Genomic DNA, 18074 nt, shown 5'->3' on the forward strand with positions numbered 1-18074 from the left:
CCGCCGGACAGCTGGCGCGGGCGGGCGTCGAGCCGGTCGCCCAGACCGACGGCGGTCAGGGCTTCGGCGGCGCGGGCGCGGGCCTCGGGGCGGGCCATGCCGGCCAGTTCCAGCGGCAGGGCGACATTGGCGAGGGCGTCGGCCCAGGGCATCAGGGTGGCGGACTGGAAGACGAAGCCGGTGCGACCCTCCATCCGGCGCAGGAGGCCTCCGGATGGCGGTTCCAGCCCCGCAAGCAGGCGCAGAACCGTGGACTTGCCGGCGCCCGACGCGCCGACGACGGCGACGATCTCTCCGGGTGCGATGGAGAGGTCGATGGGGCCGAGCGGCGCGCGGCCGGGGTAGCGGACGAGGACGCCGTCCAGCGACGCCGCGGCGTCAGCTGCGGCCACGGCCGGGCAGGTACTGGGTGGTGAAGGCCTGGCGCCAGTCCAGATTGGTCGGATAGACCCCGGCCTGGGAGGTGACGTCGAAGAAGGCCTGCCAGCGTTCGGCGGTCATGGCGCCGAGGCCGTAGAGGGCGGCGTCGCCGCCGTCGACGATGCCGTTGGCCTTCAGCCGCGCGCGGGCCTGGTCGAGGATGGCCTGGGTCATCTCGGGGTTGGCCTTGCGGATCAGGGCGTCCGCGGCCTTGCCGTCGCCCTGGATATAGTCGCGCCAGCCCTCGGCCGAGGCGGCGATGAAGCTGCGCAGGGCGGCGGCGTTGTCGCGGGCGAAAGCGTTGGGGGCCAAAACCATGGCGGCGTAGGAGGGATAGCCCTCGTCGGCCAGCAGGAAGACCCGCGGGGCGAAGCCCGCCGCCTGTTCGATGCTGTACGGCTCCGAGGTCAGATAGCCCTGCTGCACCGCCCGCTCGTCGGCGAGGAAGGGGGCGGGGTTGAAATTGTAGGTCCGGACCTGATCGTCGGTGAAGCCGTATTTGGCCTTGAGCCAGACCCAGAAGGCGTCGCGCGAGGCGGTGGCCAGCAGGAAGGGCCGACCGGCCAGATCGGCGATGCTTTCCAGCGCCGGATCCGGGTGGGCGATGAGAACCTGGGGATCCTTCTGGAAGAAGGCGGCGACGGCCTTCACCGGGGCGCCCTCGGCGACCAGGTTCATCGGGATGAAGCTGTTGGAGCCCATGCCCAGTTCGACCGCGCCGGAAGCCAGCAGCTGGGGCACGTTGACGGCCGGGCCGCCCTGGATGATCTCGACGTTCAGGCCCCGTTTGGCGTAGGCCCCCGAGGCCAGGGCCTGGTAGAAACCGCCGTGCTCGGCCTGGGCGCGCCAGTCGGTGGCGAAGCGCAGGCGGACGCGGCCTTCCTCATCGACGGGGGCCTCGGCGCGCTGGCAGCCGGCCAGCGCCGCCGTGGCCGTCAGTGCACCGGCCCCGGCGAGGAGGGCGCGGCGGTCGATCGAGAAACGGCGATTCCCACGCAAGGTCATGGCCGTGGTTTACGGCTCAGGCGGGCGAAGGGGAAGGGGGCGGGTCCGCGCAACCGGACGCCGGAATTGAGCGAGGGGACAAAGATCCCCGCAAGCGGTTCTCCTCGTCCCCTCGCCAAGTCCGGGTTGGACTTGGCCATTGAGGTTCAGGACCCTGGCTTCAGCATCAGCAAGGCGAACCCCGACGATGGTCAGCTGTATCCTGTCGCGCTCCTGGTCTCCGGCGTTCCACGAGGTCGAGCCCCGCGCCGTCCATCGATCCCGATCCGGTTCCCTCCGGTCTTCTCCGGCCGAAGCCTTCGAAGGGTCCTTTGGGCCTTGATCCTGTCTCCCGTCCGTTAAGGTCGAAACCCCCCGGTGCGTTCGATCAGAGAGCCGGGCCGGTCCGCTTTGATCCCCGGGTCTCCCCGGTTTTCCGCGCCGCCGTGTCCCTCGGCCTGATCAAGCTCGCTCCGATCCGCGGATGTGGCAAGCGGTCAGGAACGAGCGTCTGTGGACGACCTTGGGGATAAATCGTGCAGGGTGCTCGGCTGCCTGTGACGATCTTCGAATTTTCTTCGCCATGTGAAGGTCTTGTGACTTCTGCACAGGCTCGCGAAAACGGCCGGAAATTCGATCGAAATGCCCATTTTCGGGCGTCGTGACGCCGCGTTCAGGCGCCGGCGAGCGCTTCCCGCTTCGCTTCGAGCTCCAGCCATTCTTCCTCAGCGGCCGCCAGCAGGGCGCGGGCGCGGGCGGCGTTGGCGGTGGCGCGGTCGAAGGCCTTGCGGTCGCGGGCGTAGAGGCCGGGGTCGGACAGGGTCGCGTCGTGGCGGGCGATGTCGTCCGGCAGGGAGGCGAGGAGACCCTCAAGTTCTTTCAGGCGGTGGGCGTCCTTGAACGTCAGTTTGCCGGGTTTTTTCGGAGCGGTCGCGATCGAGGCCGGCGCCGGGGCGGCGGCCGCGCGCTGCGCGGCGTCCTTGTCCTGCGGGCGCGGGTTGGCGCCGGGCTGGAGGAAGCCGGGGTTCTGGCGGATGAAGTCGGTCCAGCCGCCGGGGGTTTCGACGATGTCGCCGCGGCCGTTCATGGCGATGGTCGAGGTGGCCAGGCGGTCGACGAAGTCGCGGTCGTGGCTGACCAGGATGAGGGTGCCGTCATAGGTCTCGAGCAGCTCTTCCAGCTTGTCGAGCGTGTCCATGTCGAGGTCGTTGGTCGGTTCGTCGAGAACCAGCATGTTGGCGGGCTTGGCCAGGGCGCGGGCCAACAGCAGGCGGTTGCGCTCGCCGCCCGACAGGGTCGAGATCGGCTGGCGCAGCTGGCCCTCCTGGAACAGGAAGTCCTTGGCGTAGGCGGCGACGTGTTTCGAGATGCCGCGCACCAGCACGCTGTCGCCGCCGCCGGGGGTCAGGGCGTCCCACAGGGTCATGTCGCTGCGCAGGCCTTCGCGCGACTGGTCCAGATAGACGGGCTCCAGATTGGCGCCGAGGCGGACCGTGCCGGCGTCCGGCTTGAGCTGGCCGAGCAGGATCTTGACCAGGGTGGTCTTGCCCGCGCCGTTGGGCCCGACGATGGCCAGCCGGTCGCCGCGGATGACGCGGGTGCTGAACGGCTTGATGACGGCGCGGTCGCCGAAGCTCTTGGTCACGCCCTTGAGCTCGGCCACCAGCTTGCCCGACAGGCCGCCGGAATCGACGCCGAGGTTGAGCTCGCGCGGGATGTCCTTGACCCGCTCGGCCCGGTCCTCGCGCATGGCGTTGAGGGCGCGGGCGCGGCCCTCGTTGCGGGTGCGCTGGGCGGTGATGGAACGGTAGAAGGTGTATGTCTCGCGCTCGATCGCCTTGTTCAGGCGGCGTAGCGACTCGGCCTCCTCCTCCATGACCTTGTCGGCCCATTCGTCGAAGGCGGCGAAGCCCTTGTTGAGGGTGCGGACGCGGCGGCCTTCCAGCCAGTGGCAGGACTGGGTGACGCGATTGAGGAAGGCGCGGTCGTGGCTGACGACCAGGACGGAGAACCGGGCCTGGAGGAGCTCCTCCTCGAGCAGTTCGATGGCCAGGATGTCGAGGTGGTTGGTCGGCTCGTCGAGCAGCAGCAGGTCGGGCTCTTCGGCGAAGGCCTTGGCCAGGGCGGCGCGGCGGATTTCGCCGCCGGACAGGTTGACGGCGGGCTTTTCCGGATCGAGGCCGAAGGTGGCCAGCCAGGCCTCGGCGGTCCAGCGCTCGGCTCCCTCGGAGGCGGCGTAGTCGAGCAGGGTCTCGCCGGTGATGACCGGCTCCTGGGCGACATAGGCGAAGCGGGTGCCGGCCTGGACCGAGCGGTCGCCGGCGTCGGGCTCGATCAGGCCCATGACCATCTTCATCAGGGTCGACTTGCCGGCCCCGTTGCGGCCGACGAGGGCGGCGCGGGTGCGCGGCTCGACGGCGATGTCGACGCCGTCGAACAGCGGGCGCTGGCCGTCCTGCAGACGGACGTTCTTGAGGGCGACGAGAGGAGGACGGGGAGCCATGCGAAACCTGGACACGCGGCGCGGCGGGGAGGCCGCGCGGTCGAAGGCGGCCATATAGGCGGTGCGGGGCGCTGTGGCCACCGGCCGTGGCCTCGCTCGTTAAGGGATTCGCGGCGGCAGGCCGCGGAACGGTGTTAGTCTGACGTTGAACGTCCGGGGGGATGGCGATGAGCGACCAGGATCAGGAGGCGGCGCCGTCCGCGCGCCGCAAGCGCGGCTTCGGCTGGGGCGAACTGCTGGGCGGGATCGTGCTGGCCCTGACGCCGGTGGCGGGCACGCTGGTCTATGACAGCGTCTCGCGGCCTTCGGGCGAGGTCGCGGCGGCGGCGGACATGCTGACCCAGGCCGCGCCGCATATCGACGCCTATCGCCGCCAGTCCGACCTGTTCGACGTCAACAGCCGCAGGGTCGCCAACGCCATGCTGCGCGGCGGATCGCAGGAGGCGGCGCAGGCGCGCTACGACGACTTCACCCTGGTGTGGAGCGACTATCAGACCACCTATTCCGACCTCAGGGACCTGATCCTGCCCGCTGACAACACGGCCGCGCCGGAACTGCGCGATCTGGTATCCTACATGGATGGCGCGATGGCGGCGTCGAACCGGATCGATCTGTGTCTGCAATCGGCGCTGGGCAGCTATGACGCAGGGGCGCCGGACCGGATGGCGGCGAGAGCCCGGACCCGGACCGGCATCGACGAGGCGGCGGCCGGGGCCGAAAGCGCGGCGCGGGCGCAGGATCAGGAACTGCGCTGCCTGTCGGGCGACGAATATTTCGTGGTCAGCGAGCGGATGCAGCGGCTGGGCGGCTGCAACTACGCCCTGCGCAAGGCCATGATGGGCTCGGTCGCCAACCTGCGCCGGACGCGGGACGACGGGCCGATGGCGCGGCTGGGCGACCGGCTGACGGGCCGGTCGGCGGCGAGGACGGCGGACCATAGGCCGGAGTTCTGGGGGCCGCTGCTGGATCGGGTGAAGGCGGAGTGTTCGCGCGAGCGGCTGAGACCGAGCCGCGGCGACGCCCCGCCGGCCAACCGGCTGAACATCTGGCAGAGGGTGGACGCCGTGGCGCCGGCGCCGGTCTCCGCCCCGGCGGCGGCCATGCCGTTGATGGGCCCGACGGCCGCGGCGCCCGAGCCGCCCGCGACCTGATCCCGTCGAAGGGCGGAGACAGCCCGGAGCGATCCGCGTAAGAGGCCGCCGATGGATCGGCCCTTCTGGCAAACCAAGCGTCTGGAACAGATGTCCCGCGAGGAGTGGGAGAGCCTGTGCGACGGCTGCGGCCTGTGCTGTGTGGTGCGGTTCGAGGACGAGGACACGGGCAAGGTCGTACCGACGCGGGTGCACTGCAAACTGTTCGACAGCGACCGCTGCACCTGCATCGACTACGCCAACCGGCGTGCGCAGGTGCCCGACTGCATCAAGCTGACGCCGTGGAATATCGAACAGCTGGGCTGGATGCCGAAGTCCTGCGCCTATCGACGGATCCATGAGGGGCGGGGGCTGGCCGACTGGCATCCCCTGATCTCAGGGGATCCGGAGAGCGTGCATGCGGCCGGCGTGTCCGTGCGGGGGCAGACGGTGTCGGAACTGGCGCTGAAGGAGCCGGAGGACGCGCTGGATTTCGAAGCTCCCGAGTGGGACCTCGAGCGGGGCTGAGGCTCCGCTAACCGAAACTTTGTTGTTGCTCCCGTAGATAGGTCCCATGGGAGCCCAAAGTCCGCAAGAGTCGCGCAAAGCGACGACGGAGCCTCTGAATCTGGACAGCCCGTTCGAGCGGCTGACCGCGCTCGCCCGCGCCATGTTTGACACGCCCCATGCCATGGTGGGGGTGATCGACGGGGAACAGACGCTGTTCCGCGCCAATGTCGGCCTGGACCAGACAGGCTTGCCCCGCGAGTTGACGGCCACACACCTGATGGTCGCCATGGGCCCGGGCGCGGTGTTGATCGTTGAAGACGGGCTGAAGGATGAGCGGGTGCGGAACCACCCGATGGTGGTCGGAGCGCCCTTCCTGCGCTTCTTCGCCGGCGTGACGATCGCCAATGCCGACGGCGAGGCCGTGGGCGCGATCGGCGTGATGGACATCCGGCCGCGTGCCCGACCGACGGACGCGGAGATCGAGAACCTGAAGGTTCTGGCCCGGATGGCCGGTGAGTTGATCGATCGCGCTGAAATTGGCCGCCGGCAGTCCGAGCAGCTGAAGCTGCTGAAGTTGGCCGAGGAAATGGCCGGCGTCGGCCAATGGCGGATGGACGCCGAGACCCTGAAGTCGACCTGGTCGGACCAAGTCTACCGGATCTATGGCGTGACGCGCGAGGCGTTCGACCCGAACCTCGGCGACGCGATCGACTTCTTCCATCCCGGGGATCGCGAGACCCTTCGGCAGGCGGTGACGCACGCGCTCGCGACCGGGGAAGGCTTCCGCATCCGGGCGCGCCTGGTCCGGGCCGACGGCGAAGAGCGTCTGGTCGACGCCCACGCTGACACGGAGAGAGGGTCGGACGGGCGAGTCGAGTCCATGTTCGGCGTCTTCCAGGACGTGACCGAGGCGGTCCGGGCCGAGCACCGGCTGGCCGAAAGCGAACAGCGGCACAGGCTGCTGGCCGACCGGGCCACAGACATCATCATCACCTACGGCGTGGACGGGCTGGTGACCTATGTCTCGCCGTCGATCGAGCGGGTCAGCGGACATCGGCCGCAGGATGTTGTCGGGCGGCCGGTGACGGACCTGATCCATCCCGAAGACGTGCCGGCCCTTGCCGAGAGCTTCCGGGAATTCGTCAAGGCGCCGCCGGAATGGGCGCTGCGCGGGGTGACCTATCGCGGCCTCGTCAAGGACGGCGGCTGCCGCTGGTTCGAGGCCCGCACCTCGATCATCCGGGATGACGAGGGCCGGGTCATCGAGTTCCAGGATCTGGTGCGCGACGTCACCGAGACCAAGCGGCTTGAGGAGGCCCTGATCGAGGCGCGCGACCGGGCCGAGGCCGGGGCGCGGGCGAAGTCGGAATTCCTCGCCAATATGAGCCATGAACTGAGAACGCCGTTGACCAGCGTGATCGGCTTCTCGGGCCTGCTGCAGCAGAGCACCGCCCTGCCGGAGACGGAGCGGCGTTACGCCGACCGGATCGGCACGGCGAGCGAGGCCCTGCTGGGCGTGATCAACGACATCCTCGACTATTCCAAGCTGGAAGCCGGGGCGGTGGAGATGGAGGCGCGGGCCTTCGATCCGCGGGCGCTGACGCAGGCGGCCGCGGCGATGGTCGAGGGGCAATGCGAGGTCAAGGGCCTGGGACTGGCAGTGAAGCTTGACCCGGGCCTGCCGACGGCGCTGACGGGCGATGAAGGGCGGTTGCGGCAGGTGATGCTGAACTTCCTCGCAAACGCGGCGAAATTCACCTCGCAAGGATTCGTGACGCTCGAGGCGTCGTGGACCGGCGAGCGGTTGAGGGTCGCGGTGACGGACACCGGCATCGGGATCGCCGCCGACAAGATCGACACCCTGTTCGAGCGCTTCAGCCAGGCCGACAACTCCACCACGCGCGTCTATGGCGGGACGGGGCTGGGCCTTTCGATCTCGCGGCGACTGGTCGAGATGATGGGCGGCGAGATCGGGGCGGAGAGCCGGATCGGCGAGGGCTCGACCTTCTGGTTCGAGGTTCCCCTGACCCCGGCCGAGGCCATGGCGACCGACGAACAGGCGGGCGGAGAAACGGCGAGCCCGGACGGGCTGCGCATCCTTGTGGCCGATGACGCCGCAGCGAACCGGGAACTGGTGGTGGCGATCCTGGGCGCGCAGGGCGTCGCTCTGGAGACCGTCGAGGACGGGGCCCGGGCGGTCGAGGCGGCCAGGGGCGGCGGCTATGACCTGATCCTGATGGATGTGCATATGCCGGTCATGGACGGGCTGGATGCGACCCGCGCCATCCGGGCGCTGGACGGGGAGGCGGGGCGCGTGCCGATCGTCGCCCTGACCGCCAATGTCCAGCCGGAGCAGGTGCTTCGTTGCCGGGAGGCGGGCATGGACGATCACGTCGGCAAGCCGATCCAGGTGGCGGAGCTGCTGCGCGTGATTGCGGCGCGGCTGGAACAACGGGCGAGCGTGAAGGCGTCCCAGGCCGCCTGACGGCGTGACGCTGTGCTGACAGTTCGCGAATCTATAGTCGGGTTGGCGCGATAAGATCGCCTGAAATCAATCGCTTGTGATTTTGTAACTGCGATTTGCCCGCCGGGGTGCGCTGGTCGGCTACTCTTTGGGCATGACGGGAAATCAGGACAGGGCGGCGCGGGCGGCGGCATGGTCCGACGCGCTGCAGGATGACTTCATGGCGATCGTCGATGAAGACGTCGTGGTCCTGAAGGCGGCAAGGCCGGCGGTCGATGACCTCGCGGCCGCCGTGCGACGAGTCCGCGCGGTGGGTGTTTTCGCCCGATCGGTTCGGGCCGTCGTGGCGCTGTCGCCGCCGCCTCGATCAGGCGGCGACCGTCATCCGGAAGAGGACGAGATGAAACATCGTGACGACAGCCCAGAGAACCTTGAGCGAATGCGCGCCGAATTGGAGACCCGTCTCGATCGCCTCAACGCCGTCCTGGAAGCGAAAGGAATTGTTGTCGAACCTGGATGCTGGCCGACTGCACGACCTGACCGGGAGTCGGTTCAGTCTGCATGACCACCAGGCGCCGGTCGGGACGCCGGACTGGCGGACCTGGGTGCTGTTGGGCGGACGCGGAGCGGGCAAGACCTTCGCCGGCGCCTGGTGGATCAACCATCTGGCCGACGTAAAGGACCGCCGGTTCGCGCTTGTGGGACCGACGCTGCACGATGTGCGCGAGGTCATGGTCGAGGGGCCATCGGGATTGAAGGCCCTCCCGGAGCAGTCGAAACGGCCGCGTTGGGAGGCGGGGCGTCGTCGTCTGGTCTGGTCGAACGGCAGCGTGGCCCACGCCTTTTCGGCGGAGGACCCCGACAGTCTGAGAGGGCCGCAGTTTCACCAGGCCTGGGCCGACGAATTCTGCGCCTGGCGCAGGCCGGAGGCGGTGCTGAGCAATCTGCGGTTGGGACTGAGGCTGGGTGACGATCCGCGACTGATGGTGACGACCACGCCCCGACCCATTCCGGCGTTGCGCCGGCTGCTGGCGGAGGCGGGCGTGGTCACGGACCGGGCCGGGACGCAGGCCAATGCGAGGCACCTGTCGCCGGGTTTCCTCGCGCACCTGAGGACGCTCTACGCCGGGACGCGGCTGGAGGCGCAGGAGCTGGAGGGGCTGGTGGTCGAGGCGGAGGGCGCGCTGTTCCGGGCGGAGGATCTGGCGCGGGCGCGCGGAAACCGGCCGGCGACGCTGGAGCGGATCGTGGTGGCGGTGGACCCGCCGGCGAGCGCGGGCGGCGACGCCTGCGGGATCGTGATCGTGGGTCGCAGGGACGGCCGGGCCTATGTGCTGGCCGATCGGTCGAAAGGCGGAGAGTCGCCCCAGGGCTGGGCCACCATCGTGGCCCAGACGGCGCGCGAGTTCGGGGCCCAGGAGATCGTGGCCGAGAAGAACCAGGGCGGCGAGATGGTGCGGACCGTGCTGGCGCACGGCGGCTGCGAGACCGCGATCAAACTGGTCCACGCCAGCCGGGGCAAGGCGGCGCGGGCCGAGCCGGTGGCGGCCTTGTACGAACAGGGACGGGTGGTCCACTGCGGGGCGTTTCCGGCGCTGGAAGAAGAACTGATGGCGCTGGGGTCGGCGGACGGGGGCGGGCGCAGTCCCGACCGGGCCGACGCCCTGGTGTGGGCGGTGACCCGTCTGCTGCCGCCGCCGAAGGCGGGACCGCGGATAAGGATGCTCTGAGACAGACTTTCAGGAAGGACGAGGATGGCGAAGCTGCGCTGGCCGATGGGCCGCCGCGGGCGCGAGCGTGCGCCCGAGATCAAGGACAGCCGGGCCGGGCCGCTGATCGCGCTGACGGCCGGCGGGCGGGCGCGATGGACGCCGCGGGACTACGCCCACCTGGCGGAGGAGGGGTTCGCCAGGAACGCCGTGGCCTATCGCTGCGTGCGGATGATCGCGGAGGCCGCGGCGTCGACGCCGCTGATCGTATTCGCAGACGGCGTGCGGCGAGATGATCATCCGCTGGCGGCGCTGCTGGCGCGGCCGAACCCTGAGCAGTCGGGAGCGGAGTGGCTGGAGGCGCTGTACGGCGCGCTGCAGACGGCCGGGAACGCCTATGCCGAGGCGGTCGGCGATGCGGCGCCGGAGGAGCTTTGGGCGCTGCGGCCGGACCGGGTGAAGGTGGTGCCGGGACGGGCAGGCTGGCCCGAGGCGTGGGAGTATTCCGTAGACGGACGGTCGGTCCGGATCGGCCGGGCGGCGGACGGCTGGTCGCCGGTGATGCAGCTGAAACTGTTCCACCCGACGGACGACCACTACGGCTTTTCGCCGCTGGAGGCGGCGGCGTTCGCGATCGATGTGCACAACGCCTCGGGCGCCTGGAACAAGGCGCTGCTGGACAATGCGGCGCGGCCCAGCGGGGCGCTGGTCTATGGGGCGAAGGACGGCGAGCGGCTGACGGCCGAGCAATTCGAGGCGCTGCGGGGGCAGGTCGAGGAGAGCCACGCGGGGACGATGAACGCGGGGCGGCCGATGATCCTGGAGGGCGGGCTGGACTGGAAGCCGATGAGCTGGACGCCGGCGGACATGGACTTCATCGCCGGCAAGCACGCGGCGGCGCGGGAGATCGCCCTGGCCTTCGGGGTTCCGCCGCAGCTGCTGGGGATCCCGGGAGACGCGACCTACGCCAACTATCGCGAGGCCAACGCCGCCTTCTGGCGCGGGACGGTGGTTCCGCTGGTGCGAAAGACGGCGGCGGCGCTGACGGGGTGGCTGGGCGGGCGGTTCGCGGGGACGCGTATCGAGGCCGATCTCGACGGGCTGCCGGCGCTGCAGCCCGAGCGGGATGCGCTGTGGGCGCGGCTCAATGCGGCGACTTTCCTGACGGATGACGAGCGGCGGCGGATGGCGGGGGTGGGAGAGGGGTGATTGGTGGTTGGTGATTGGTGGCTGGATGCACCCTGATTGCCGCACCGGATTGAAGCCAACCACCAACCACCAGTCACCAACCACCAACCACCTGGGAGACGGGCATGATCGACATCAGGAAAATCCCGGTCGCCGTGATCGCGGCCCTCGCGGTGCAAACCGTGGGCGGGCTTGTGTGGGCGGGCGGCGCGGCGGCGCGGATCGCGACGCTGGAGGAACGGGTCGGCGAGCAGCGGCTGGTGGCCGAGCGGCTGGCGCGGTTGGAGGAGCAGAGCCGGGCGACGCGGGCGGCGGTCGAACGGATCGAGGAGAGGCTGGAGGGTTGGGGATGATCGCCGACGCCAGGGTCGAAGCGGATCTCAGGATTCAGGGCTATGCCTCGTTGTGGGGCGTGGCCGACCTGAATGGGGATGTGGTGGCCAAGGGCGCGTTCGCGGCCAGTCTGGCGAAGACGGGCGTCCGGGGCGTGCGGATGCTGCATCAGCACGAGGGCCGGGCGGTCGTCGGCGTCTGGGACCGGATAGTCGAGGACGAGCGCGGCCTGTTCGTCCGGGGCCGGATCATGGACTGGTCGGCCGAGGGACGGTTCGCCCGGGCGCTCTCGCGGGCGGGGGCGCTGGACGGGCTGTCGATCGGATTCCGCAGCAGCCGGGCGCGCCGGGAGGGGCGGCTCAGGGTGCTGGTCGAGGTCGAGCTCTGGGAGGTGTCGCTGGTGACGTTTCCGATGCTGCCGGGGGCAAGGTTCCTTGTGGCGTGACCGTCAGTTCGCCGGCGGCAGATATTCGGCCGGGATGGGCGCGGCCGGGGTTTCGCCCTGCCAGTAGACGCTGAGAATCCACCATCGGGTTCCGTCGTGGAACAGCTGGACGCTGTTGATGCCGCGGGCGAACGGCTGCGGGTCCGCGAGGCTGTGCAGGCTTTCGTAGGTGGTCCAGACATGGGCGATGTGGCCGAACCGCTCCGTGCGGCGCGCGATCTCGCGCTCGTGGAAGCCTTCGCCCACCAGCAAGGGTTCGCTGCGGGTGATATATTCGTCCGGGGTGATCGAGCGGACCACGCCCACTCCCTCGCGGTTGACGCCCGAGGGCATCAGCCGGGCCGTGGGATGGAACAGCGAGCGGAAGCGGCCCCAGTCGCGGGCCACGCCGGCGTCGCCGGAGATGACGTCATAGAGGGCCGCGACAATGGCCTCGGGCGTGGCGACATCGGCAGTGGCGGCGGTCGAGACCGGCGCAGGCGCGGGCGCCGTCTGGGCGGCGGCCGGGGCGGCGAAGGTCAGGGCCAGAGCGGCCGCGAGTATCGAAAGACGCATCGGAACTCCTCTTCCTGGGAGGCCGACTATGCCGGGGCCAGCGAGGCAGCGCCAGCGGCGTCCGAACGGGTATTCCTTTCGTATTGACATGGTATGTGAGTTTCAGAACCATGTTCCGCAGGGCCCTCAATGAAACGCTGTTTCCTGATCGTAGCGGGCCTGCTGGCGGTGCTGGCCGGGCCGGTCGCGGCGCAGACGCCCGTCGGCGTGAACGCCGTGGTCGAGAACAGCGTCCGGACCCGAAGCGCTGATGAGAGCGCCTGGCGGCCCTCGGTCGTCGACGGGACGGTGCGTCAGGCCGACGCCATCGTCACAGGCGCCGACAGCCGGTTGATGATCCGGCTGAGAGATCAGTCCATGCTGACGGTGGGGGCGAATGCGGCGCTGAACGTGGACCGGTTCGTGATCGACACGGAGGCCGAGCCGGCCGGGGTGCTGGTCTCCCTGGTGCGCGGGGCCTTCCGCTTCGTCTCGGGCAGCCGGGGGGCGGAACAGGAAAGGACGGCCTTCCGGACGCCGACGGCGACGATCGGCATACGCGGGACCATCATCGAGGCGGCGGTCGGAACCGAGGCTCTGGAACTGCTGGACGGCGAGACGGGAACGCCCGGCCCGGCGGACGATCCGGAGCAGGCGGCGGTGATCGTGCTGGTCGAGGGCGAGATCGAGATCGAGGTGGACGGCGTGCGGCGCATCGTGCGCGAGCCCGGACAGGCGGTGGCTGTGCGGGGCCGGCGGGTGTCCGAACCGTTCCGTCTTTCCCCCGAGGCCGGGCAACGGCTGGCAGGCAGGCTGCCGCCCAGGGAGCCGGGCGGACCGGGCGCCGGACCGCAAGGGCAGCCGCCGCTGGGCCAGCCGCCCCAAGGGCAAGGCCCGCAAGGCTCGGGTCCTCAGGGACAAGGGCAGGCGCCGCAAGGACAGACCCCACAGGGAGTGGCGGTCAAGGGCCAGACGCCTCAGGCGCAGGCGCCCGGGGGTCGAGCAAACCGCGGTCAGGAGAACAGGGGCGCGCAGTCTCGTCCCGGGTCGTCAGGACCGGGCCAGCAGCCGGGCGCGGGTCCGGGCGGCGCACAGCGGCCGGGATAAGCCGTCGGGTTCAGCCGGCGCCGCCGCGGCAGTCGATCCAGTTCAAAGCGGCGGTCATGCCCATCAGGGAGAAATAGGCCTCGGCCGGACCGTCGGCGGACGGATAGTTCCAGCGGGCGATGCGCTGACGGCGCAGGCCCGAGACGAGGGAACGGGTCAGGATCGGATCGCTGACGCGGTACTCATTGGATCCCGGAGAGGTCGGGACCAGCCACGAGCCCGGGTCGACGGTCTGGCCGGGGGTGGTGAAGCGCATGACGCCGGCGACGGGCATGGGGTCGGTCGCCGCCAGCTCGACCAGATAGTCGGCGCCGGGGCTGGGGCGCGCCACGCGCAGCTGATGGCGCCAGGCGGCCTGGCCCGTGGGGTCGGCGATGGCCACGACGGCCGAGCAATAACCGTCGGGACGGCAGGCCGCGAGCGTATTGCCGAACCAGGCCCGGGTCTCGCCGAAGCGCGTGTGGGTGACGGCGCCGCAGCGGTCGGCGGCCTGGACGGCGCCGGCGGACAGGAGGGCGGCGACCGTGGCGGTCGCGGCGAGAAATCTGGACATGAGCGTCGTCCCAAGCTTGACCATGGTTAAGCGAGATCACGCCGTTCCGTGGGTGTCAATCGCTTGCAACTTCAAGGCTTTCAGCGCTCGGGCGGACGGTACTCGTACTGGCCGAGGCGACGGGCGCCGTGGGCGAGGGCCGAGAGGACCGGCGGGCGGCTCAGCATCCGCCCCACGGCGAAGGTCAGGAAGATCGCGAAGAAGATCGGCAGGCGCATCACCAGGGTGATCAGCAGGGCGCCGATGGCGACGGCGACCCAGAGGCCGATCTTCAGGGAGGTCTGATCCGCCTTGTCGACCGGAGCGCTCTCGTCGACCGGCGTCGTGGATGGACCTTTCCGAAGATGACGTCGACAAGGCCCTGCGGGTCGGGATTCTGAACCGGCTGCAGGGCGCCGAGGTTGACGAGGGGCGGAGGCGAGACGGGAAGCGGCGGTTCGTGGTCGGCGTGGGCGTGCAAGTCCAGCAGCGGGCTGGGCTGCATCAGGGCCTCGGGATCAAAGGCGACGGACTCGCCCTGGTCATCAAGGGTGAAGACCTGGTCGTAGGGGACGCGGGCGAAGTCGATGGCGCGGGTGTCCTGGCCATAGGCGTCGCCATGCAGGGCCAGCAGCCGGCCTTGCCGCAGTTCGACCTGGAAGGCGATCGGATCGGGCAGGTCGCCGACCATGGCGTGGACGGTGCCGAACCGGCCGGTCGGCGTGGTCATGGGCGGGGGCCGGGAACGGTCGACGATCACTTCGGTGAACAGGCCGGAGCCGGTGTTGCGGCGGGCCCCGGGCAGGGACTCCGCGAACTGGCCGGCGAGGTCCGGCGCGATGTCGCGCAGGTCCCAGGCGAGGGCGTCGAGGATGTCGGATTCGAGGGGGGGGTGAAGCGGGACACGAGGGCGACCTTAGTCGTCTCCCTCTCCCGAGGGGAGAGGGAGACCGCGCACAGTGGCGAAGCCGCTGTTCTGGCGCGATCGGGTGAGGGCCCCGGTGCGAGCTGACGGGGCGCCGTAGCCCCTCACCCTTTGGCTGCTTCGCGCCGCCCTTCGGGTCGCGCAAGGACGACGCCGGAGACGGCGCCGTGCGCTCAAGCCCTGTCCCGCGGGGAGAGGGAAACCTTAGCAGGAGAGACCATGAAAGAGACCAAACAGGCCTCGGGCACGCCCGAGGCGCGCGCCGCCATGCATGAGATGATGGCGGCGTTCGAGGCGTTCAAAGGGGCCAATGACGCCCGGCTGGAGGAGATCGAGCGCAAGAGTTCGGCGGATGCGCTGCTGGAGGAGAAGGTGGCGCGGATCGACCAGGCGGTGGCCAGCGCCCAGGCGCGGCTCGACAGGGTGGTGAGCGAGGGGCGGCGGCCGGGGATCGAGTCGGGGGGCCGCCACCCCTCCACCGCTTCGCGGTCCCCCTCCCCATTGCATGGGGAGGAGACGAAGGCCGCTTTCGACGGATATCTGAAGACCGGCGCGTCGTTCGGGCTGGAGTTGAAGACGGGGCTGTCGACGGCGTCGAACTCGGCCGGCTATGTGGTGCCGGAACAGACCGAGCGGGCCATCGAGCGGCGGCTGATGGCGGGGTCGCCGATGCGCGAGATCGCCACGGTGCGGACGGTGGGCGCGGGGGTGTTCAGGAAGCCGGTGTCGACGGCGGGCGTGGCCTCGGGCTGGGTGGCGGAGACCGCCGCAAGGCCGGAGACGGATCCGGCGACCCTGGCCCTGCTGGAGTTTCCGTCGGCCGATCTGTACGCCAATCCGGCGGCGACCCAGTCGCTGCTGGACGACGCCCTGATCGATCTGGATGAATGGCTGGCCGCCGAAGTCGAGGACGCCTTCGCGGCGCAGGAGACCCAGGCCTTTGTCACCGGCGACGGGGTCAACAAGCCGAAGGGGTTCCTGAGTTATCCGATCGTGGCTGACGCCAGCGCCGTTTGGGGCGAGGTCGGCTATGTGGCTTCGGGCGCGGCGGGCGCGTTTTCCTCGACCAGCCCGACCGACCGGCTGATCGACCTGGTCTATGCGCCCAAGGCCCAGTACCGGCCGAACGGACGGTTCGTGATGAACCGCAAGACGGTCTCGGCCGTGCGCAAATTCAAGGACGCCGACGGCAACTACATCTGGCAGCCGGCGCAGCGGGCGGGCGAGACCGCGTCCCTGCTGGGCTACCGCGTGACCGAGATCGAGACCATGCCGGACATCGCCGCCAACAGCGCGGCGATCGCCTTCGGCGATTTCCAGCGCGGCTATCTGATCGTCGATCGCGCGGGGGTGCGGGTGCTGAGGGACCCGTATTCGGCCAAGCCCTATGTGCTGTTCTACACGACCAAACGCGTCGGCGGCGGGGTGCAGAACTTTGATGCGATCAAGGTGATGAAGTTCAGCGCGACGTAGTCGCCGAGGCATCAGGCAACAGGCGGTAGGCAACAGGTGGGGGCGGCGGGGTTGGACCCGCTGCCTGTTGCCTGATGCCTGCCGCCTTCCTCTCCAGACAATCGAGGTTCCCATGAGCGCACCCGACTCACTGGCGGAAGCGAAGCTGTTCCTGCGCGTCGAACACGACGCTGAGGACGGGCTGATCCAGACGCTGATCGATGCGGCCCGGGCGCGGGTCGAGGGGGATGTCGGGCTGACCCTGACCTCGACCTCGCCGGCGCCGTTGCGGCTGGCGATCCTGATGCTGACCCTGCGGGCCTATGAGCGGGGCGATCGGGAGATGGCGATCGCGCCGGTCGAGGCGTGGGTGGCGCCGTACCGGGTGGTGCGGCTGTGAGCGGCGCGATGCGGCTGCTGGCCGGCCTGTTCGGGGGCCTGGAAGCAGAGACCCCGTACGGCGGGCGAGCGGTCAGCTGGGAGCCGCTGGGGTCGGCCTGGCTGAAGCTCGGCGCGCGACGGCGGCGCGAGAAGTCTGAACCGGGCGGGGCGCGGGCCGTCGAGACGGTGACGGCGGAGACGCGGTCGGACGCGCTGCTGGCCACGGGCCGGATGCTGAGGTTCGGCGGCGGCGACTGGCGGATCGTCTCGGGCGAGACGGTCGGCGGGCGGGCGATCCTGAACCTCGAGCGGATCCGATGAGCGCGCATGAACTGGCGCTGCAGAAGGCGTTGATCGCGCATCTGAAGGCGGATGCGACGGTGCAGGCGCTCCTGGGAGAACCGGCGCGAATCTGGGATGCGGCGCCGCCGGACGGGGCGTTTCCGCACCTGCTGATCGGGCGAGGCGAGAGCCGGCCGGTCGGGGCGGACGGGGGCGGGGTCGAGCAGGCGCTGACCCTGACGATCGTTTCCCGGTTTCGCGGGACCGAGGAGGCCAAGGCGGTGCTGGCGGCGGTGCGGGTCGCGCTGAACGATGCGGCGCTGGAGGCCGACGGGGTGCGGACGGTGAGCCTGAGGGTCCCGTTCGCCGACGTTTTCCCGAGCCCCGACGGGGCGCGGACATTTGCGGTGCTGCGGGTGCGCGCCGTCACGGAGGAGGTGGAGACATGAGCGCTCAACGGGGCAAGGACATCCTGCTGAAGATCGAGGGCGCGCCGGGCGTGTTCACGACGGTCGCGGGCCTGAGGGCGCGGACGATCTCGCTGAACGCCCGCACGGTTGATGCGACCGACGGCGACAGCGCGGGGCGCTGGCGCGAGCTGCTGGGCGGGGCCGGGGTCAAGTCGGCGGCCGTGGCCGGGGAGGGAATCTTCCGCGACGCGGCCTCGGACGCCCTGATCCGCGAGGCCTTCTTCGATCAGGCGGCGCGCGTATGGCGGCTGATCGTGCCGGACTTCGGCGTGCTGGAGGGGCCTTTCCTCGTGGCGGCGCTGGAATACGCCGGCGAGCATGAGGGGGAGGCGACGTTCGCGATCAGCCTGGCGAGCTCGGGTGAACTCTCGTTCGAGGCGCTGTGATGGCGGCCAACGGCGCGCGGGGCGAGGTGGCGGCCCTGCTGGCGGGTTCGGAGCGGCGGCTGTGCCTGACGCTGGGCGCGCTGGCGGAGATCGAGACGGGTCTGGGAGTGGACGGTTTGTCCGGGCTGGCGGAGCGGATGCGGACGTTGTCGGCGCTGGATCTGATGACTGTGCTGGCGGCGCTGCTGCGGGGCGGGGAGGAGCGGGCGCTGGCGGATCAGCTGGACCGGGCGGGCGTCGATCCGCGAGAGGCGGCGGAGGCGGTGGCCAAGGCCTTTGCGGCCGCAGCCGGATGACTCCCTGGGGCGAGATGTTGCGG

General features: G+C 70.2%; 22 protein-coding genes. 15 read left to right on the plus strand and 7 right to left on the minus strand.

What is annotated here, in order from left to right:
• The 3 genes from QQJ79_RS06905 to QQJ79_RS06915 form a co-directional block, all read right to left on the minus strand.
• A partial coding sequence (locus QQJ79_RS06905) for an ATP-binding cassette domain-containing protein (RefSeq protein ID WP_284222191.1) occupies nucleotides 1–392 on the minus strand: 392 nt, incomplete at its 3' end.
• Nucleotides 379–1425: an ABC transporter substrate-binding protein gene (locus QQJ79_RS06910; protein ID WP_284222192.1), complete on the minus strand. Its 1047-nt coding sequence runs from the start codon at nucleotides 1423–1425 to the stop codon at nucleotides 379–381. The genes QQJ79_RS06910 and QQJ79_RS06905, both read right to left, overlap by 14 nt.
• Nucleotides 1426–2077: 652 nt before the next feature.
• Nucleotides 2078–3907, minus strand: coding sequence for an ABC-F family ATP-binding cassette domain-containing protein (locus QQJ79_RS06915; protein WP_284222228.1), 1830 nt, complete (start codon nucleotides 3905–3907; stop codon nucleotides 2078–2080).
• 167 nt (nucleotides 3908–4074) lie between these two features.
• Here QQJ79_RS06915 and QQJ79_RS06920 point away from each other — a divergent pair, with 167 nt between their 5' ends.
• The 8 genes from QQJ79_RS06920 to QQJ79_RS06955 all read left to right on the plus strand — a co-directional run bounded on the left by QQJ79_RS06920 (nucleotide 4075) and on the right by QQJ79_RS06955 (nucleotide 11686).
• Complete coding sequence (locus tag QQJ79_RS06920) at nucleotides 4075–5058, plus strand: hypothetical protein (RefSeq protein ID WP_284222193.1); 984 nt, start codon at nucleotides 4075–4077, stop codon at nucleotides 5056–5058.
• A 51-nt stretch (nucleotides 5059–5109) separates the two neighbouring features.
• Nucleotides 5110–5565 (plus strand): YcgN family cysteine cluster protein, encoded by a 456-nt coding sequence (locus tag QQJ79_RS06925; RefSeq protein WP_284222194.1) that lies wholly within the window; start codon nucleotides 5110–5112, stop codon nucleotides 5563–5565.
• 46 nt (nucleotides 5566–5611) lie between these two features.
• Nucleotides 5612–8032 carry a PAS domain-containing protein gene (locus tag QQJ79_RS06930; protein ID WP_284222195.1) on the plus strand — a complete coding sequence of 807 codons (2421 nt, stop codon included), beginning with the start codon at nucleotides 5612–5614 and terminating at the stop codon, nucleotides 8030–8032.
• Nucleotides 8033–8231: 199 nt separating this feature from the next.
• Nucleotides 8232–8576 (plus strand): hypothetical protein, encoded by a 345-nt coding sequence (locus QQJ79_RS06935; protein ID WP_284222196.1) that lies wholly within the window; start codon nucleotides 8232–8234, stop codon nucleotides 8574–8576.
• The gene (locus tag QQJ79_RS06940) at nucleotides 8512–9741 is read left to right on the plus strand and encodes a DNA-packaging protein (protein WP_284222197.1); all 1230 of its coding nucleotides are present in this window, start codon (nucleotides 8512–8514) and stop codon (nucleotides 9739–9741) included. The genes QQJ79_RS06935 and QQJ79_RS06940 overlap by 65 nt, the downstream gene beginning before the upstream one ends.
• Nucleotides 9742–9765: 24 nt before the next feature.
• Nucleotides 9766–10929, plus strand: a complete 1164-nt coding sequence (locus QQJ79_RS06945) for a phage portal protein (protein WP_284222198.1) — start codon at nucleotides 9766–9768, stop codon at nucleotides 10927–10929.
• 104 nt (nucleotides 10930–11033) lie between these two features.
• Nucleotides 11034–11261, plus strand: a complete 228-nt coding sequence (locus QQJ79_RS06950; RefSeq protein WP_284222199.1) for a hypothetical protein — start codon at nucleotides 11034–11036, stop codon at nucleotides 11259–11261.
• A complete protein-coding gene (locus QQJ79_RS06955) occupies nucleotides 11258–11686 on the plus strand; it encodes an HK97 family phage prohead protease (protein ID WP_284222200.1) in 429 nt (142 codons plus the stop codon). The genes QQJ79_RS06950 and QQJ79_RS06955 overlap by 4 nt, the downstream gene beginning before the upstream one ends.
• A 3-nt stretch (nucleotides 11687–11689) precedes the next feature.
• Here the strand turns inward: QQJ79_RS06955 and QQJ79_RS06960 are convergent, their stop codons facing one another.
• The gene (locus tag QQJ79_RS06960) at nucleotides 11690–12241 is read right to left on the minus strand and encodes a hypothetical protein (protein WP_284222201.1); all 552 of its coding nucleotides are present in this window, start codon (nucleotides 12239–12241) and stop codon (nucleotides 11690–11692) included.
• A 129-nt stretch (nucleotides 12242–12370) separates the two neighbouring features.
• Between QQJ79_RS06960 and QQJ79_RS06965 the strand changes: the two genes are divergently transcribed.
• Nucleotides 12371–13327, plus strand: coding sequence for a FecR family protein (locus QQJ79_RS06965; protein WP_284222202.1), 957 nt, complete (start codon nucleotides 12371–12373; stop codon nucleotides 13325–13327).
• A 10-nt stretch (nucleotides 13328–13337) separates the two neighbouring features.
• On the opposite strand, the gene QQJ79_RS06970 is transcribed toward QQJ79_RS06965, so the two are convergent.
• The 3 genes from QQJ79_RS06970 to QQJ79_RS06980 form a co-directional block, all read right to left on the minus strand.
• Nucleotides 13338–13880, minus strand: coding sequence for a hypothetical protein (locus QQJ79_RS06970; RefSeq protein ID WP_284222203.1), 543 nt, complete (start codon nucleotides 13878–13880; stop codon nucleotides 13338–13340).
• 80 nt (nucleotides 13881–13960) lie between these two features.
• Nucleotides 13961–14101: a hypothetical protein gene (locus tag QQJ79_RS06975; protein ID WP_284222204.1), complete on the minus strand. Its 141-nt coding sequence runs from the start codon at nucleotides 14099–14101 to the stop codon at nucleotides 13961–13963.
• Nucleotides 14102–14151: 50 nt separating this feature from the next.
• Nucleotides 14152–14589 (minus strand): hypothetical protein, encoded by a 438-nt coding sequence (locus QQJ79_RS06980; RefSeq protein ID WP_284222205.1) that lies wholly within the window; start codon nucleotides 14587–14589, stop codon nucleotides 14152–14154.
• A 414-nt stretch (nucleotides 14590–15003) separates the two neighbouring features.
• Here QQJ79_RS06980 and QQJ79_RS06985 point away from each other — a divergent pair, with 414 nt between their 5' ends.
• The 6 genes from QQJ79_RS06985 to QQJ79_RS07010 all read left to right on the plus strand — a co-directional run bounded on the left by QQJ79_RS06985 (nucleotide 15004) and on the right by QQJ79_RS07010 (nucleotide 18051).
• Complete coding sequence (locus QQJ79_RS06985) at nucleotides 15004–16257, plus strand: phage major capsid protein (protein ID WP_284222206.1); 1254 nt, start codon at nucleotides 15004–15006, stop codon at nucleotides 16255–16257.
• A 112-nt stretch (nucleotides 16258–16369) separates the two neighbouring features.
• Nucleotides 16370–16636 carry a head-tail connector protein gene (locus tag QQJ79_RS06990; protein ID WP_284222207.1) on the plus strand — a complete coding sequence of 89 codons (267 nt, stop codon included), beginning with the start codon at nucleotides 16370–16372 and terminating at the stop codon, nucleotides 16634–16636.
• An 8-nt stretch (nucleotides 16637–16644) separates the two neighbouring features.
• On the plus strand, nucleotides 16645–16938 hold the full coding sequence (locus QQJ79_RS06995) for a phage head-tail adapter protein (RefSeq protein WP_284222208.1): 294 nt from the start codon (nucleotides 16645–16647) through the stop codon (nucleotides 16936–16938).
• Complete coding sequence (locus QQJ79_RS07000; RefSeq protein ID WP_284222209.1) at nucleotides 16935–17348, plus strand: DUF3168 domain-containing protein; 414 nt, start codon at nucleotides 16935–16937, stop codon at nucleotides 17346–17348. The genes QQJ79_RS06995 and QQJ79_RS07000 overlap by 4 nt, the downstream gene beginning before the upstream one ends.
• Nucleotides 17345–17755 carry a phage major tail protein, TP901-1 family gene (locus QQJ79_RS07005; protein WP_284222210.1) on the plus strand — a complete coding sequence of 137 codons (411 nt, stop codon included), beginning with the start codon at nucleotides 17345–17347 and terminating at the stop codon, nucleotides 17753–17755. Before QQJ79_RS07000 ends, QQJ79_RS07005 begins: the two co-directional genes overlap by 4 nt.
• The gene (locus QQJ79_RS07010) at nucleotides 17755–18051 is read left to right on the plus strand and encodes a GTA-gp10 family protein (RefSeq protein ID WP_284222211.1); all 297 of its coding nucleotides are present in this window, start codon (nucleotides 17755–17757) and stop codon (nucleotides 18049–18051) included. The genes QQJ79_RS07005 and QQJ79_RS07010 overlap by 1 nt, the downstream gene beginning before the upstream one ends.
• Nucleotides 18052–18074: the final 23 nt, after the last annotated feature.

It is taken from the genome of Brevundimonas denitrificans (genome assembly GCF_030160755.1).
GTDB lineage: Bacteria > Pseudomonadota > Alphaproteobacteria > Caulobacterales > Caulobacteraceae > Brevundimonas > Brevundimonas denitrificans.

Excerpts from the sequence above, each read along its gene's own strand:
- QQJ79_RS06910 (WP_284222192.1), bottom strand. The coding sequence starts at position 1,425 with ATGACCTTGCGTGGGAATCGCCGTTTCTCGATCGACCGCCGCGCCCTC.
- QQJ79_RS06915 (WP_284222228.1), bottom strand. The coding sequence starts at position 3,907 with ATGGCTCCCCGTCCTCCTCTCGTCGCCCTCAAGAACGTCCGTCTGCAG.
- QQJ79_RS06920 (WP_284222193.1), top strand. The coding sequence starts at position 4,075 with ATGAGCGACCAGGATCAGGAGGCGGCGCCGTCCGCGCGCCGCAAGCGC.
- QQJ79_RS06925 (WP_284222194.1), top strand. The coding sequence starts at position 5,110 with ATGGATCGGCCCTTCTGGCAAACCAAGCGTCTGGAACAGATGTCCCGC.
- QQJ79_RS06930 (WP_284222195.1), top strand. The coding sequence starts at position 5,612 with ATGGGAGCCCAAAGTCCGCAAGAGTCGCGCAAAGCGACGACGGAGCCT.
- QQJ79_RS06935 (WP_284222196.1), top strand. The coding sequence starts at position 8,232 with ATGGCGATCGTCGATGAAGACGTCGTGGTCCTGAAGGCGGCAAGGCCG.
- QQJ79_RS06945 (WP_284222198.1), top strand. The coding sequence starts at position 9,766 with ATGGCGAAGCTGCGCTGGCCGATGGGCCGCCGCGGGCGCGAGCGTGCG.
- QQJ79_RS06950 (WP_284222199.1), top strand. The coding sequence starts at position 11,034 with ATGATCGACATCAGGAAAATCCCGGTCGCCGTGATCGCGGCCCTCGCG.
- QQJ79_RS06955 (WP_284222200.1), top strand. The coding sequence starts at position 11,258 with ATGATCGCCGACGCCAGGGTCGAAGCGGATCTCAGGATTCAGGGCTAT.
- QQJ79_RS06960 (WP_284222201.1), bottom strand. The coding sequence starts at position 12,241 with ATGCGTCTTTCGATACTCGCGGCCGCTCTGGCCCTGACCTTCGCCGCC.
- QQJ79_RS06965 (WP_284222202.1), top strand. The coding sequence starts at position 12,371 with ATGAAACGCTGTTTCCTGATCGTAGCGGGCCTGCTGGCGGTGCTGGCC.
- QQJ79_RS06970 (WP_284222203.1), bottom strand. The coding sequence starts at position 13,880 with ATGTCCAGATTTCTCGCCGCGACCGCCACGGTCGCCGCCCTCCTGTCC.
- QQJ79_RS06980 (WP_284222205.1), bottom strand. The coding sequence starts at position 14,589 with ATGACCACGCCGACCGGCCGGTTCGGCACCGTCCACGCCATGGTCGGC.
- QQJ79_RS06985 (WP_284222206.1), top strand. The coding sequence starts at position 15,004 with ATGAAAGAGACCAAACAGGCCTCGGGCACGCCCGAGGCGCGCGCCGCC.
- QQJ79_RS06990 (WP_284222207.1), top strand. The coding sequence starts at position 16,370 with ATGAGCGCACCCGACTCACTGGCGGAAGCGAAGCTGTTCCTGCGCGTC.
- QQJ79_RS06995 (WP_284222208.1), top strand. The coding sequence starts at position 16,645 with ATGCGGCTGCTGGCCGGCCTGTTCGGGGGCCTGGAAGCAGAGACCCCG.
- QQJ79_RS07000 (WP_284222209.1), top strand. The coding sequence starts at position 16,935 with ATGAGCGCGCATGAACTGGCGCTGCAGAAGGCGTTGATCGCGCATCTG.
- QQJ79_RS07005 (WP_284222210.1), top strand. The coding sequence starts at position 17,345 with ATGAGCGCTCAACGGGGCAAGGACATCCTGCTGAAGATCGAGGGCGCG.
- QQJ79_RS07010 (WP_284222211.1), top strand. The coding sequence starts at position 17,755 with ATGGCGGCCAACGGCGCGCGGGGCGAGGTGGCGGCCCTGCTGGCGGGT.